This window comes from Thermodesulfovibrio sp. TK110, assembly GCF_054658355.1.
Genome location: NZ_BAAHNB010000001.1, coordinates 842,472 through 855,766, shown reverse-complemented (window position 1 = coordinate 855,766; position 13,295 = coordinate 842,472). Strand labels below are relative to the sequence as shown.

Below are 13,295 nucleotides of genomic sequence, written 5' to 3'. Positions count from 1 at the left end.
ATGCCCCCTGCAGGGATCGAACCTGCGACACCAGGTTTAGGAAACCTGTGCTCTATCCTACTGAGCTAAGGGGGCTAAAAAATTATAGCAAAAACTAAATAGAAGCATCAAATCCAGAAACAAGAGGGGTTGAAAAATTAAGATGTTTTGAGGTATAAAAAATAGTTATGAAAAAACTGATAAGCTTAATTATTTTTTTCATCTTTACTCTTTCAGTTCCATGTTATTCTGAAGACAATAAAGATATTACTCCTTCTCTCAAACAGGATGAAAAAAAAGAATTAATATTTTCAGGAAATGAAGATTATTTTAAACTTCTGCCAGATACAAAAGAAAGCTTTATCGGGAAAATAGAGAAACATATTAATTTATTTTCAGAAAAATTAAAAGAAAAATTTTCCCTGTGGTTGAGCCGTTCAACAAAGTATATGGAAAAAATGAAGGAAATACTGGTGGAAAAGGGTTTGCCAGAAGATCTTGTTTATCTACCTTTGATAGAAAGTGGATTCAATGTTAATGCTCGCTCAAGAGCAAAGGCTGTTGGTCCGTGGCAGTTTATTGAAAGCACTGCTAAGAGATATGGTTTAGTAGTTGACTGGTGGAGAGATGAAAGAAAAGACCCTATTAAATCAACCATTGCTGCTGCAGACTATCTTAAAGATCTTTATAGAATGTTTGGAGACTGGTCTTTAGCTCTGGCTGCATACAATGCTGGAGAAGGAAGAATCTATAAAGCTATAAGCAGGATTAGTGAAAATGATTACTGGATGCTTCTTAATACCAGATACCTTCCAAAAGAAACAAAAAATTATGTTCCAAAATACATTGCTGCCATAACAATTGCAAAACAACCTGAAAAATTTGGCTTTGAAAATATAAAGGAAGATGAAGCTTTAAGTTATGATGAAATCGTGATTCCATCTCCTACTGATATTGATGTAATTGCCAGGTGCGCAGAGGTTGATGTAAAAACTATTAAAGAACTAAATCCTGAGCTAAAAAGATGGTCTACTCCAATGAATGTTAAACAATACATTATCAGGATTCCTGAAGGGAAAAAAGATACTTTTCTTTCTAACTTTGAAAAAATTCCAGCTGAAAAAAGATTCAGCCATGATATATATATCACAAAAAAAGGAGATACTGTCTATAAAATTGCTAAAAAAACAGGTTATTCCACAACAGTTCTCTATGAGATGAACGGATCGGAGTTATTTAAAAATTTAAAACCAGGCACACAAATCATGATTCCTCCACATGACAAATTTACTCCTTCAAAGGAAGATAAATTTTACGAAAAGAAAATTTCAAAAAAGAAAACCAAATTAAAAAACAAGAAAGCCTCTCAACACAGTAAAACTAAAGAAGTGAAAAACAATAAAAAAGCTTAATTATTTAACTTTTCTAACTCAGCTTTTGCTTGTTCTGTCATAGCAGAAGAAGGGAATTTATTAATAAGTTCTTCATAATATTTTCTGGCTTCCTCTCTGTTATCTGTTATTTTTGCCAGTTCAAATAATGCAGCATCTTTCATAACAATAGATTTTCCACTTATTATTTCTCTTAAAAATTTAATTGCTTGCTCTAAGGCATTGTTTTTAAGATAAATCATTGCAATTTTAAATCTTGCAAGATTGGAAAAGGCTTCATCATCCATGCTTGCAACTTTATTTAAATATTCAATAGCTTTTTTGCTATCCTCTGCTAAAGAGTACGAATAGCCAGCATTCATAAGATATATAACTTTTTTCTTTTTTTTATAAGCTTTTGCAAATAGATCGCCTGCCTGAGAAAATTTCTTCTGAAACAATGCCTTATATGCTTCATATTCAAACTCCTTTGCATCGCTTTCCTGTTTAAGATTGTAGATATAAAAGCCTGTTACAAGAAAAACTATACCAAGAAATATAAATGCTCCGATTACCAGCTTCTTTTTTTGAGCAATTAATTTTTCTTTTAGGGTTTCAACATCTTCTGTCTTATGTTTCATGAAGTTTTCCTCCTTACAATTTCTTCCATATTCTGAAATACTTTATTGATCTCTACTTGAGGTAGCCCAGCACCTCTTAATACTTTTATGGCAAAATCCTTTGAGATAAAATCTCCAGGTGAATGGGAATCAGTGTTGATAACAATTTTTGCTCCGTGTTTTAAAGCCATGCTGGCAACATGACCATTGCTCAAGCTGTGTCCCCTTCTTGATGTAATCTCAAGATATATATTTCGCTCTGCTGCCCGTGCTACTTCCTCCTCAGTTATTAATCCTGGATGAGCAAGTATATCAATGTCTGACTGCAGAGCCATTCTATTTGTTCCCTCTTTAACTGGCTCAACAAGGGTTTCTCCGTGAACAATAATTATTTTTGCACCAAGCTTGCGTGCCTCCTTTGCTATTTCTGGAATAGTATCTGGAGGGACATGGGTTAGCTCTATTCCTGGAAGTAAAACAACAGTGGTAAATGGTTGAATCTCTCTCATTACCTTTACAATTCTTGGAACAATTAAGTCAATGTTTGATTGATCTGCATGATCAGTTATTGCAAGGGCTTTATAACCAATTGCCTCAGCTCTTCTGATAATTTCTGCTGGAATTAATTCTCCATCGCTGAATACACTGTGAATATGAAAGTCCATCATTTTATAAACTCCAGCATTTTTTTAAACTCAGCTGTTCCTGCTTTTTTTAGCAGTTGAAATATCAGTGTTTCCGTGCATGTTATTACTGCACCAGCATTTTTCATAAGTTCAATGCCAATTTCCCAATCTTGTTTTTTACGGCTGCATACTGCATCATAGGGAACAAAAACATGGTAATCCCTTTGAAGAAGGTCAAGAGCAGTCTGCCATACACATACATGGGTTTCCATTCCTGTAAGAATGATCTTTTGCCTGCCGATGTCTCTGATTTTACTGATGAATTTTTCCTCTCCAGCTGAGCTAAAACTGATTTTTTCAATGGCTTCTTCATTTATCAGAGTTTTTATTTCTTCCAGAGTTTTTCCCAATCCTTTTGGATACTGCTCAGTAAAGATGATGGGAATTTGATAAAGTTTGCAAAGTTCAATAAATGTAACGATATTTTTTACTGTTTTCTCAAGAATATCTTCTTTCATTGCTTTGGCAAGCTTTTCCTGCATATCAATTATTACAAACAAGGCATTTTCAGGAGTTACAAAAAATTTTTCAAAGCTCATTTACTCCTCCTCTGCAAGTTCTTTCAAAAGTTTTATTATATCATCTATTTTAAATGGTTTTGTAATATACCATTTTACTCCCAGCTCCCTGGCAGTCTGTTTGTCTATTTCCTGTCCTTTTGCTGTAAGCATGACAATCTTCATTTTACATGAAGGTGGTTCTTTCTGTAAAATTCTACAAATTTCAAATCCGCTCATCTTAGGCATCATTATGTCCAGTAGAACTATATCTGGTTTTTCCTTTCTTATTAATTCAAGTCCCTCAACTCCATCACAGGCTTCAACTGCCTGTATCTGCATATCCTCTATTTCATCAATTATCTGTAAAATAAGCTCCCTTATAAGAGGCTCATCATCAACTATTAATATTTTCATTAACTACCTCCTCTTTTCTTTTTAAAGGAATTGTGAAATAAAAGGTGCTTCCTTTGCCCAATTTAGTTTCAACCCAGATTTTTCCTCCATGAGCTTCAACTATCTGCTTTGAAATTGGAAGCCCCAATCCTGTGCCCCTGGGTTTACCCCTTATCAAATCTCCAACCTGTTTAAATTTCTCAAAAATTCTCTCTTTTTCTTCTTCAGGAATTCCTATACCAGTGTCTTCCACAGATACAAAGATTTCATCTCCATTAAGCTGTGCTTTACATTTTACATATCCTCTTTCAGTAAACTTTAATGCATTTGACAGCAGATTAATAACAACCTGAATAAGTCTTTCTCTATCAGCATTGATAACTGGCAGATCTGGTTGAATCTCTATGTAGCAGGGAAGTCCTTTTTGTTCAAAAAGTGATGAAAGAGCCTTGTATGCATCTGTTATAACTTCCTGTAATGAAGTCTCTGTAAAGTTCCATACTGCCTTACCTGACTCAAGTTTGGAAATATCAAGAACATCATTTATTAATGAGGTTATCCTTTCTCCTTCTGAAAGAATGATATTAAAATTTTTATTAATCTTACTAACTGCTTTTGATAACTTTGAATCATTCATATTAAGATGGGGGAGAATATTTTCAACGAATTTCTTATTTATCATCTCAACGAAGCCAAGTATTGAAGTAAGCGGTGTTCTTAATTCATGGCTTACCACTGTGATAAACTCTGTTTTAAGTCTGTCAACTTCTTTTTCCTGAGTAATATCTCTTATTAAAATAACAGAACCGAGAATTCCTTTTGCCTCTGATTCTTCAGAAAAATACTCTTTTTTAATGCTTTTTGCAACAGCCTTTCCAATTCTTTGATTAACAAGATTTATCTCTGTAGAAACAACTTCTTCAGTATTAAGAGATTTTTTTGATAATTTATTAAGCTCTTCTCCAAGAATATCAATATTCTTCCCTATCATCTCAAACTCTGTTTTACCAAACATTTCTGAGGCAGCAGGATTAATGTGATTTATTACTCCATCCTTATCAACAACAATAAGTCCATCTGCCATGTTATCAATTATTGTTGTCAAATAGGCAAGAGTATCCTGAAGTTCAACAACAGCATCTTTAAGAGCGAACTCATATCTGTCAAATACTTCATTTATGTTATTTGCCATTGATTGCATCGTATTGGCAAGAAGGCCTATTTCGTCCTTTGATTTTATATCTACCTTAGCGTTAAAATCATGGGAAAGAAGTTTTTTAGCATATTCAGTGAGCTGATTAAGTGGCTGAGATATTTTATTAACCATAAAGTAGGCAAGAACTACACTGAAGATAAATATTAAAGAAAGAAGTGTAAGCTGTTTGCCGAGCACAGCCCACATCTTCTGAGTAATATTGTTTTTATTCATTCCCACATGAACATATCCTACAGTTCCTTCTGTAATTGGAGATACAATGTCTAAAAAATCTCCTGCACCTTGAATGCTTACATCCTTTATGCCACTTTTGTTTATTTGAGCAATCTCTTTAATCTCTTCAGGAATTGTTGGAATAAAGGTATGGGAAATTATTTCACCTGTTGAGTCTACAACAAAAACATAAGAAACTCCTTCAATTTCAAGAAACTGATCTATCATTGCCTGAACAGTGGCTGAATCAAGATTAAGAATTGTTTCTGCAGAAGATGAGGCAATACTGCTTGCAATAGCAGTTCCCTTTGATTTGTATTCTTCAGCCAGATTATTGTAAAGATGCCATCCAGAAAAAACACTAATTGTTACGAATATAATAATAAATAGAAATATTATGCTAAGAAGTGTTTTCTGAAAAAGCTTTGACATTCTCATTTCTTCCACTCACTCCAATCTTTTATGGGAACAAATTTACCATTTTTGTAAGTTGTATAGTATACTCTATCCAATGCCTGATGCTTTAGTTGAGAAAAACTTATTTTTTCATCAATGCCTATATCAAGATTTTTAATATGTTCCACCACTTTTTTAATATTTTCTCTTTTTGGTTCTTTACCAAGTCTTTTAAGAACTTCCACAATTACTTTGGCATTGAGAAAGCCTTCAAAGCTTACAAAGCTGTATTTAAGAGGTTTGTAGTCTGTCTCCATCAATTCTGGAGGTGGCATGGGATTGTATTTATCCATAAAAGTTCTATACTGCCTTACTGCTGGTAAATTCATATCTTCATAGCTTGGCACAACCTGAGAGTTTATCAAATTATAAGTATATTTTTTACCTGTTTTTTTCTCTTCCTCAAGAAGAAGATTTATCATAAATTCACTACCTACAAAAGATACATTTGCAATAGGAACATCCCATCCCATGTCTCTTGCATCTCTTATAAATCCTGCACAGGCTGCATAAGCACCCACAGATATAACAGCATCTGCACCGGCATTTTTCAGAATTTCAACCTGTTTTTTAAAGCTCTCTGAATATTTGGCACCTCTTTTGTATGTTGCCTCTGCTACTATTTTAGAACCGTACTTTGCGAGAGTTTTTCTTACGCCGTCCCATCCACTTCTTCCATAAGCATCAGCCTGATAAAAGATTCCTATTTTTTTTCTTCCAATTTTTATAAAATTCTCAACAAGTCCGCCTGTTTCCTGTTCATAGGAGGCTCTTAAATTAAATACATATTCATTATAGGGAGGCTTTCTGTGAGGAAGAGCTCCTGTAAAAGGGAAAAATAAATAAATATTCCTATTGCTGTAACTTTTCAGTATTGGCAGTATTCTTGTTACAGTGGGAGTTCCAACATAGTTAAACAGTGTAAACACTTTATCTTCTTCAACAAGCTTTATGGTGTTTTTTATTGTGGGTATTGGATTGTAACCATCATCGTAGGCTTTAATAACAATTTTTTTTCCATAAATACCGCCATTTTTATTAATATGCTCAAAATATGCCATTGCTCCTCTGTAAAGCTCTATTCCAAGCCCTCTTGTTGGACCCTTAAATGCAGCTGACATGCCAAGAACTATACTGTCACTATGTTGTGTTGCAAACGCAATGAAAGGGATTAATAGGGCAAAAGTAATGATTAAAAAAATTTTTAAAACTGAACCTGACATCTTTTTACTCCATTGCCTTCATCCTTTATCCATAGAAGGGTTTTATTGTTTCTTCTGCACCAGTTTTTAACATCGTTTTCAAAGGTTGGACAGTCTGCAATAACCTCAAGAATGTCTCCTTTTTTCATTTTTAATGCTTTGATTGTCATCTGAATTGTGGGTTGGGGACATTTTAAACCACGAGCATCAAGCAGAATTACTGCCATGACTTACCTCCTCAATTGCATCAAGTATGCCCTCTATTTCAGATAAAATCTCTTCATCAGTATAACCATCAATCTCAATTGCCTTTGAAGGACATGAAACCACACATATCCTACATCCTTCACAGAGGACTTCAATGATTTCCGGTTTTTTCTTTACAATCTCAATTGCCTTATAAGGGCATTGAGATAAACATATGCCACATTTGCTGCATTTATTATAATCAATTTTTGCTATAAATGGTTGTTTTATTATTTTTTCTTTAAATGAGCAAAGGAGTTCTCCAACTTGAGCCATTGCATCAGTTAATGTTTCATCTATTGTCATAGGCTCTTTAACAGAGCCTGTTAAGAATACTCCTGAAACTTCCTCTGTTTTTTTATCTGAAACAACTGCAGGGCATAGAACAACAATTTCACAGGGAATTTTATCGTTTTTAAAATAAACAATCAATGAATCTTCTTTGTTAATTTTTAACTCCGTTAAACTTTCATATCTTAAAATTTTTGTTAAAGAGTCTTTAATTGCCTGTGTATAAAGTTTGTATGCCTTTTTACCTGGAAGGACTATTTCCCTAACAAAGTGAACTATTTCAACATCTGGCAGAGTCTGTCTGATAATTCTGTTAAACTTAAAAGCATACTGACAGCATATTTTACTGCAGTATGGATAGTAATTTTCATCAAGGCTTCCAACACAATGAATAATTGCAATCCTCTGAGGCGGACTTCCTGAACTGGTTATTATTTCTCCTCGTGCAGGTCCTTCAGAGTTTAAAATTTCCTCAAATTCCAGTGAATTATAAACATCTTTAAACCTTCCATATCCAAGCTCAGGAATGGCTTTACAATCCATAAGCTCAAATCCTGTTGCCCAGAGTATGGCACTGATTTTTATAGTTTCTTCTTTCTCTGATTCATTGAAATTTATTACATCTGGCACAGGGCATTCCTTTATGCATAAGTTGCACCCCTGTCCTTTAATTGCAAGACAAAGCTCAGGATTTATTCTTGCCACTGCTGGAAGCTTCATTGGTTCTACTTTGATAGCATTTACTGGACAGACATCTTCGCATTGAGAGCAGCCAATGCATTTTTTAGGATTAACATAAACTGGCTTTGATAAAAGTTTTACAAAAAGGCTTCCAAAAAATCCTTTTAATTCTTTCACTTCTGAATTTAATCTCAGTTCTATATCAGAATTTAAAACCTCCTCAATCATTGGATGTGCCATGCATGGTCCACAGGAAAGCTCTGGAAAGAGTTTTTCATATCTGGTGATTTTACCGCCAAGGTAGTTTTCCCTTTCAATGAGATAAACTTTCCAGCCAGCTTTTGACAGAGCAACTGCTGCCTTGAGTCCTGCTATGCCTCCTCCGACAACCATTATATCATTGGAAACTGGAAATTCCTTTTCAAAAAGAGGTTTTTGTTTTTTTAGTCTTTCCAGCGCTCCATTGAAAAGTGCATATGTTTTTTTTAGTGCTTCCTGTTTATCTTTAGTAACCCATGCAACCTGTTCTCTGATATTAACAAGATTTATCATGTATGGATTAATCCCTACTTTTTTGGCAATGCTATGAAATACAGAGTCTTTATTTTTTGGAGAGCACGCAAGAATAACTATTCCATCAGGTTTTCTTGAGATGAGTAAATCTATAATTTCTTTTTGAGTCTCCTCAGAACATGCTAATTCAAATTTTTCAAGCCATGCGACCTTATCAGTTATTAAAGTTTTCAGTTTATCAAAATCGATCTTTTCAGTTATCTGCCCGGCACAGGCACAAAAAATAGCTCCGATTTTCAACAATGCCCTCTTACTGCGATAAATTTAAGACTATTTTACCACAAAAGACTCAATCTTCTATGAATACCTCTATGGCTATTTCAGGGCATACAACCGCACACATTGCACATCCTATGCAGCTGTCAGGATTGGAAAATCTGGCAGGAAAATAACCTGAGGAATTAAACTCTGATGAAATTTCAAGGCATCCTTTTGGACATGTTAATACGCAGTATTTGCATCCTTTACATCTTTCTGAATCAATAACAATTAAACCTTTTGCCTTTATTTGCATGGTTTTTAATTTTAAATGTTTTAATGTTTTAAAGTCAAATATTAGGGAATTGAACAAAATTATATGATACTCGGTAAACTCCTTGTTATATAACTATAAATAACAAAACAGGAGGAAGGACACAAAATTCCTTCCTCCTTGATTTGATTAACAGCCTTCAACGGCTTTTTTCTTCTTTGGTGCAGGTGTTGCTTCTTTACCTTTTTCCTTTGTTACAACACCATTTTTTACTGTAACTTTGTCTCCTACTTTAATATCCTTTACATTCTTAACTTCAACTGTAACTTCTTTGCCATCAGCCTGCTTGATTGTAAGTTTTTTCCCTTCAATTTTAGTAACAGTTCCCTGTACTGCCTCATTTTTCTTAGCATCTGCAGCAAAAGATAAAAAACTTACTGCAAAGACAAATGTTAAGACCAATAGTAATGCTAATGCTTTTTTCATTTTGTCACCTCCTTTCTTTTCAGGATTTGTTAAATTATATCAATAAGCTGACAGTTTTGTTAACTGTCCAGCATATACTATTGCTGCCCTTAGAATTAATGTTCCAGCAATCACAAGAATAGCTGCAAAATTCATCCTGAAAATCTGAGCCTTTGTAAACTCTCCATGAAAACCGTCTTCAAACTCCTTTAGTTCACCAAGTTTAATTCTTAATGCTAAAGGAAGCAGTAAGAATATGGCAATCAAGGCAACTGTAAAGATAAAGTGTTCACTTGTAAGAGAGAAAAATGGCGCAATAGCTCTTTTATATGGTGCAGTGGAAGTGTAAAGTCCATAGAAAAACAAAGCTATCACCACAAGTTCTGCAACAATTAACCATATGTCAATCTTTGTAAAGAGAAATTTTATTTCAGCCTTTTTAGCTATAATAACAATCATTGCTGCACCTGAGGATAAAGCAGAAACGAGAAACAGAATTGGCAATGTAGCATTATTCCATAGAGGAATTGCTGCAAAAGAACTGAGAAGCACACCAGTGTATATGCCAAGAAATACTCCTAAAGCAAAATTTAATTTTGCTATGGGTCTCATTTTAGGAGCAAGTTTTTCAGAAATTTTTATAAGAAAAGGCAGTTTTAAACGATGTCTTTGATCTTTCGGAATAACAGCTAAGATATAAAGAGCATTGGCAAAAAGCACAGCTGGCACTCCCCATGTACCCCAGGACATTAAAGACAAAGGTTGAAAAGTTAAATAGCCCCAAATAAGATGTATGGGTGAGCCAAGGTCAAGAATTATGAATAAAGCACCAACAGCAAGCACTATAAAGGCAATTAAAGGCGCTTTAACGCATTGAGCAAGCTCTTCCACAGGTTGCTTTGGAATTCTCAGGTTTGCAATTGAACACATTACAAGCATCCCAGCAGAAAGACCTCCAAGAAAAAGATAAAAAACAATTCTCCAGTCCCAGACCTCCAGATGTGGAAATGTTATTGTATTTGTTCCTGTAATACTAAGCTCTATCATCATAAACCTCCTGCAAATTTTTTGTTAATGTAAAACACCCTTGGTGATGTGCCAGCAAATTCAAGCCTGACAGTAGCTTCATGTTTTTTCAAAAGCTGTGATACTTCACTATTCGGATCATCAAGATCACCAAAAATTCTTGATTTTCCAAGGCAGGTTTCAACACAGGCAGGTTTCTTACCTTCTTTAAGTCTATGCTCACAAAATGTGCATTTATCAGCCACTCCTTCAGGAGTTGAGTATCTTGCATCATATGGACAGGCTAAAATACATGCTTTACAGCCAATGCATTTTTTCTTGTCAATCTGAACTGTTCCATCCTTTGCTCTGTGGGATGCCCTTGTAGGACAGGCATCTATGCATGGTGCATTTTCACAGTGATTGCAAAGCTCTGACCTCAGTTCCATTCTTAAATTCGGAAATTCACCTCTTACTTCTTCAACCACCCGTGTTCTAAAATACCCATCTGCAACCCCATTTTCTTTTTTGCAGGCAATAACGCATGCCATACATCCAATACATCTTTCCACATCTATAACCATTGCATATTTTGGCATTTCATACCTCCATAGAAATCTTTACAAAGTTGACTCTCATTCCAACACTTCCAGAAATGGGGTCAATATCATATCTTGTTATTAACTGCTGGTCATCCGCTCCTCTCATATAGGCTCTATGTAGAAGCTTAGAAGTAGAACAAAATCCATGAACAAAATAAATACAGTCTGGTCTGATTCTTTCTGTAACCTTTATCCGAACTTTATTGGATTTTACTCCATCTTGATTTATCAATACAATATAATCATCATTTCTAAGCCCCATTTTCTTTGCAACCTTTGCATTTACCCATGCTGTATTCTCTTTCATTAACTCCCACAGGGAAGGATTATTGGTTGTTCTTGAGAAAGTATGAACTGGAGCTCTTCCATAGATAAGTCTGAACCAGCCTTCTGGTGGCTGAGTGTGTCTGGTATATTTTGGAACAGGATCAAAACCTTTTTCTTTAAACTCTTTACTGTAAAGTTCAATCTTGCCTGATGGAGTTTTAAATTTTGGTTGATTATCAGGTGTTATATAAGGCTGTTCACTTTCCGGAAAGCTTATATATCCCTTCTTTGCAAGTTCACCATAGTCTATCCCCCAGGTTTGACACTTCATTTTTAAGAAATCCTCAAATGTATTCCATGGAAAGAAATCCTCAAGACCGAGTTTTTTGCCGAGTTCTTTTGCTATCCACCATCCTGGCTTTGTGTCATACATTGGCTGAATGACAGGCTGACGAATGGAAATTCCAAAGGCTCTTTCTTTAACAGTGAATAAATCATCGTGACGCTCCAGATAGGTACATTCAGGAAGCACTACATCAGCAAGCATTACCCCATCATAAGGCATCATGTCAACAGCCACAAGAAGATCAAGTTTTTGCACAGCCTCAAATGTCTGCCTTTGATCTGGCATTGCTTTCATTATATTTGTTCCTGTAATAAACCATGCTTTTATTGGATAGGGTTGTTCTGTTAATGTGGCTTTAACAATTGCATGGGTCACTCCTTCTTCTCCTGCAAAGGGATAATTGCCTTTGTTTATTGCTGGCTTTTGAGGTTCTGGATAATCTTTTTCTGAGAGAAACACTGGCTCAAGTTTTTTCTTTGGACTGAGATAAATTCCACCAGGTCTTCCATAAGCACCAAGAAGTGCTGTTAATATAGCAACAGCACGCTGACGCTGAACATTATCTGAGTACCAGGCAGTGTGTCTTCCTGGATGTATTAAAACATGAGGTTTATTCTTAGCCATTATTCTTGCTGTCTCAATAATTAAACTGGCTGGGATATCCGTTTCCTTTTCAGCCCATTCTGGCGTGTAGTCCTTGACAGCACTGGCAACTTCATTAAAACCAACAGTGTATTTTGTTACATACTCTCTGTCATAAAGTTCTTCCTGAATTATTAAGTTTATCCATGCAAGTAAAAGAGCCAGATCAGTGGCAGGCTTTATAGGTAACCAGTATTTTGCCTTACCTGCTGCTGTTGAAAATCTCGGATCAACAACTATAACAGTGGCACCTCTGCCAACTGCCTCCGCAAATTCCTGACACTGTGAGTTATGAGCATTCTCACCAAGATGGCTTCCTATTAAAACCACTACTTTGCTGTTTTGAAGATCAAGTCTTTCAGGATTACCAACATCTTCTCCATAGGTAACCTCAAAGGCAACGCCACGAGCACCTCTACAAAGTGCAAAGGAAGGCATTGCAAAATTTGGTGAGCCAAAAGCCTGAAGAAGATGCATAAAGTAAGTTGATATTGTTCCATGCGTAAGTAACGCTATTGATTCTGCTCCATACTGTTCTTTAATTTTCTGCATTTTATCTGCTACAAAACCAATTGCTTCATCCCATGAAACTTTTTTAAACTTCGCCTCTCCTCTTTTGCCTGTGTTTATAAGTGGAGTTTTTAATCTGTCAGGATCATAAAGAAGTCCGATTCCACCATGACCTCTTGCACATAATTTGCCGCGAGAGTTTGGATGAAGCGGGTTTCCATCAAGCTTTACCACTTTACCGTCAACAACCTTTGCAATAACACCACACCGCCAGAAACACATCTCACATGTAGTGGGAACATATTGAGGTAATGAAACTGGCTTTTTACCAAGACCTAAAACAGAGGTTACAACTGAAGTTCCGGCTACAGCCGCGCCACCTGTTGCAGCTGCAATTTTGAGAAAATCTCTTCGGGTAATGGTCATACCCTCACCCCCTTGCTTTTGTTATACTATATATAAATAGTAGTCAAAAAAATTTTTTTTGTCAATAGATTTTTACAATAGGATATAGGGGTATGAAAAAAAATTCTTTAAATGATAATAAGTTGCATAAACAT

14 protein-coding genes and 1 tRNA gene are annotated in these 13,295 nt (G+C 35.3%); 1 reads left to right on the top strand and 14 read right to left on the bottom strand.

Annotated features, from left to right (window positions below):
- Position 1: 1 nt before the first annotated feature.
- Positions 2–75, bottom strand: a tRNA-Arg gene (locus ACYQ3X_RS04495).
- Between the two features lie 92 nt (positions 76–167).
- Here ACYQ3X_RS04495 and ACYQ3X_RS04490 point away from each other — a divergent pair.
- Entirely contained in the window at positions 168–1,391 is a 1,224-nt protein-coding gene (locus tag ACYQ3X_RS04490; RefSeq protein ID WP_460180624.1) for a lytic transglycosylase domain-containing protein, read from the top strand.
- On the opposite strand, the gene ACYQ3X_RS04485 is transcribed toward ACYQ3X_RS04490, so the two are convergent.
- The 13 genes from ACYQ3X_RS04485 to ACYQ3X_RS04425 form a co-directional block, all read right to left on the bottom strand.
- Positions 1,388–1,990, bottom strand: coding sequence for a tetratricopeptide repeat protein (locus ACYQ3X_RS04485; protein WP_460180623.1), 603 nt, complete (start codon positions 1,988–1,990; stop codon positions 1,388–1,390). The genes ACYQ3X_RS04490 and ACYQ3X_RS04485 overlap by 4 nt on opposite strands.
- On the bottom strand, positions 1,987–2,637 hold the full coding sequence (locus tag ACYQ3X_RS04480) for a histidinol phosphate phosphatase domain-containing protein (protein ID WP_460180622.1): 651 nt from the start codon (positions 2,635–2,637) through the stop codon (positions 1,987–1,989). The genes ACYQ3X_RS04485 and ACYQ3X_RS04480 overlap by 4 nt, the downstream gene beginning before the upstream one ends.
- Positions 2,634–3,194 (bottom strand): hydrolase, encoded by a 561-nt coding sequence (locus tag ACYQ3X_RS04475; protein WP_460180621.1) that lies wholly within the window; start codon positions 3,192–3,194, stop codon positions 2,634–2,636. The genes ACYQ3X_RS04480 and ACYQ3X_RS04475 overlap by 4 nt, the downstream gene beginning before the upstream one ends.
- Complete coding sequence (locus tag ACYQ3X_RS04470) at positions 3,195–3,569, bottom strand: response regulator (protein WP_460180620.1); 375 nt, start codon at positions 3,567–3,569, stop codon at positions 3,195–3,197.
- Entirely contained in the window at positions 3,550–5,409 is a 1,860-nt protein-coding gene (locus ACYQ3X_RS04465) for a sensor histidine kinase (RefSeq protein WP_460180619.1), read from the bottom strand. Before ACYQ3X_RS04465 ends, ACYQ3X_RS04470 begins: the two co-directional genes overlap by 20 nt.
- Positions 5,410–5,411: 2 nt before the next feature.
- The gene (locus ACYQ3X_RS04460) at positions 5,412–6,656 is read right to left on the bottom strand and encodes an ABC transporter substrate-binding protein (RefSeq protein ID WP_460180618.1); all 1,245 of its coding nucleotides are present in this window, start codon (positions 6,654–6,656) and stop codon (positions 5,412–5,414) included.
- Positions 6,638–6,862 carry a sulfurtransferase TusA family protein gene (locus ACYQ3X_RS04455; RefSeq protein WP_353684635.1) on the bottom strand — a complete coding sequence of 75 codons (225 nt, stop codon included), beginning with the start codon at positions 6,860–6,862 and terminating at the stop codon, positions 6,638–6,640. Before ACYQ3X_RS04455 ends, ACYQ3X_RS04460 begins: the two co-directional genes overlap by 19 nt.
- A complete protein-coding gene (locus ACYQ3X_RS04450) occupies positions 6,843–8,666 on the bottom strand; it encodes an FAD-dependent oxidoreductase (protein ID WP_460180617.1) in 1,824 nt (607 codons plus the stop codon). Before ACYQ3X_RS04450 ends, ACYQ3X_RS04455 begins: the two co-directional genes overlap by 20 nt.
- 49 nt (positions 8,667–8,715) lie before the next feature.
- A complete protein-coding gene (locus tag ACYQ3X_RS04445) occupies positions 8,716–8,940 on the bottom strand; it encodes a 4Fe-4S dicluster domain-containing protein (protein ID WP_460180616.1) in 225 nt (74 codons plus the stop codon).
- Positions 8,941–9,087: 147 nt separating this feature from the next.
- Positions 9,088–9,384, bottom strand: coding sequence for a selenite/tellurite reduction operon protein ExtJ (gene extJ / locus ACYQ3X_RS04440; protein ID WP_460180615.1), 297 nt, complete (start codon positions 9,382–9,384; stop codon positions 9,088–9,090).
- Positions 9,385–9,423: 39 nt separating this feature from the next.
- Positions 9,424–10,410, bottom strand: coding sequence for an NrfD/PsrC family molybdoenzyme membrane anchor subunit (nrfD, locus tag ACYQ3X_RS04435; RefSeq protein ID WP_460180614.1), 987 nt, complete (start codon positions 10,408–10,410; stop codon positions 9,424–9,426).
- Positions 10,410–10,967 carry a 4Fe-4S dicluster domain-containing protein gene (locus ACYQ3X_RS04430; RefSeq protein WP_460180613.1) on the bottom strand — a complete coding sequence of 186 codons (558 nt, stop codon included), beginning with the start codon at positions 10,965–10,967 and terminating at the stop codon, positions 10,410–10,412. The genes nrfD and ACYQ3X_RS04430 overlap by 1 nt, the downstream gene beginning before the upstream one ends.
- Before the next feature lies 1 nt (position 10,968).
- A complete protein-coding gene (locus tag ACYQ3X_RS04425; RefSeq protein WP_460180612.1) occupies positions 10,969–13,161 on the bottom strand; it encodes a molybdopterin-containing oxidoreductase family protein in 2,193 nt (730 codons plus the stop codon).
- Between the last annotated feature and the right edge of the window lie 134 nt (positions 13,162–13,295).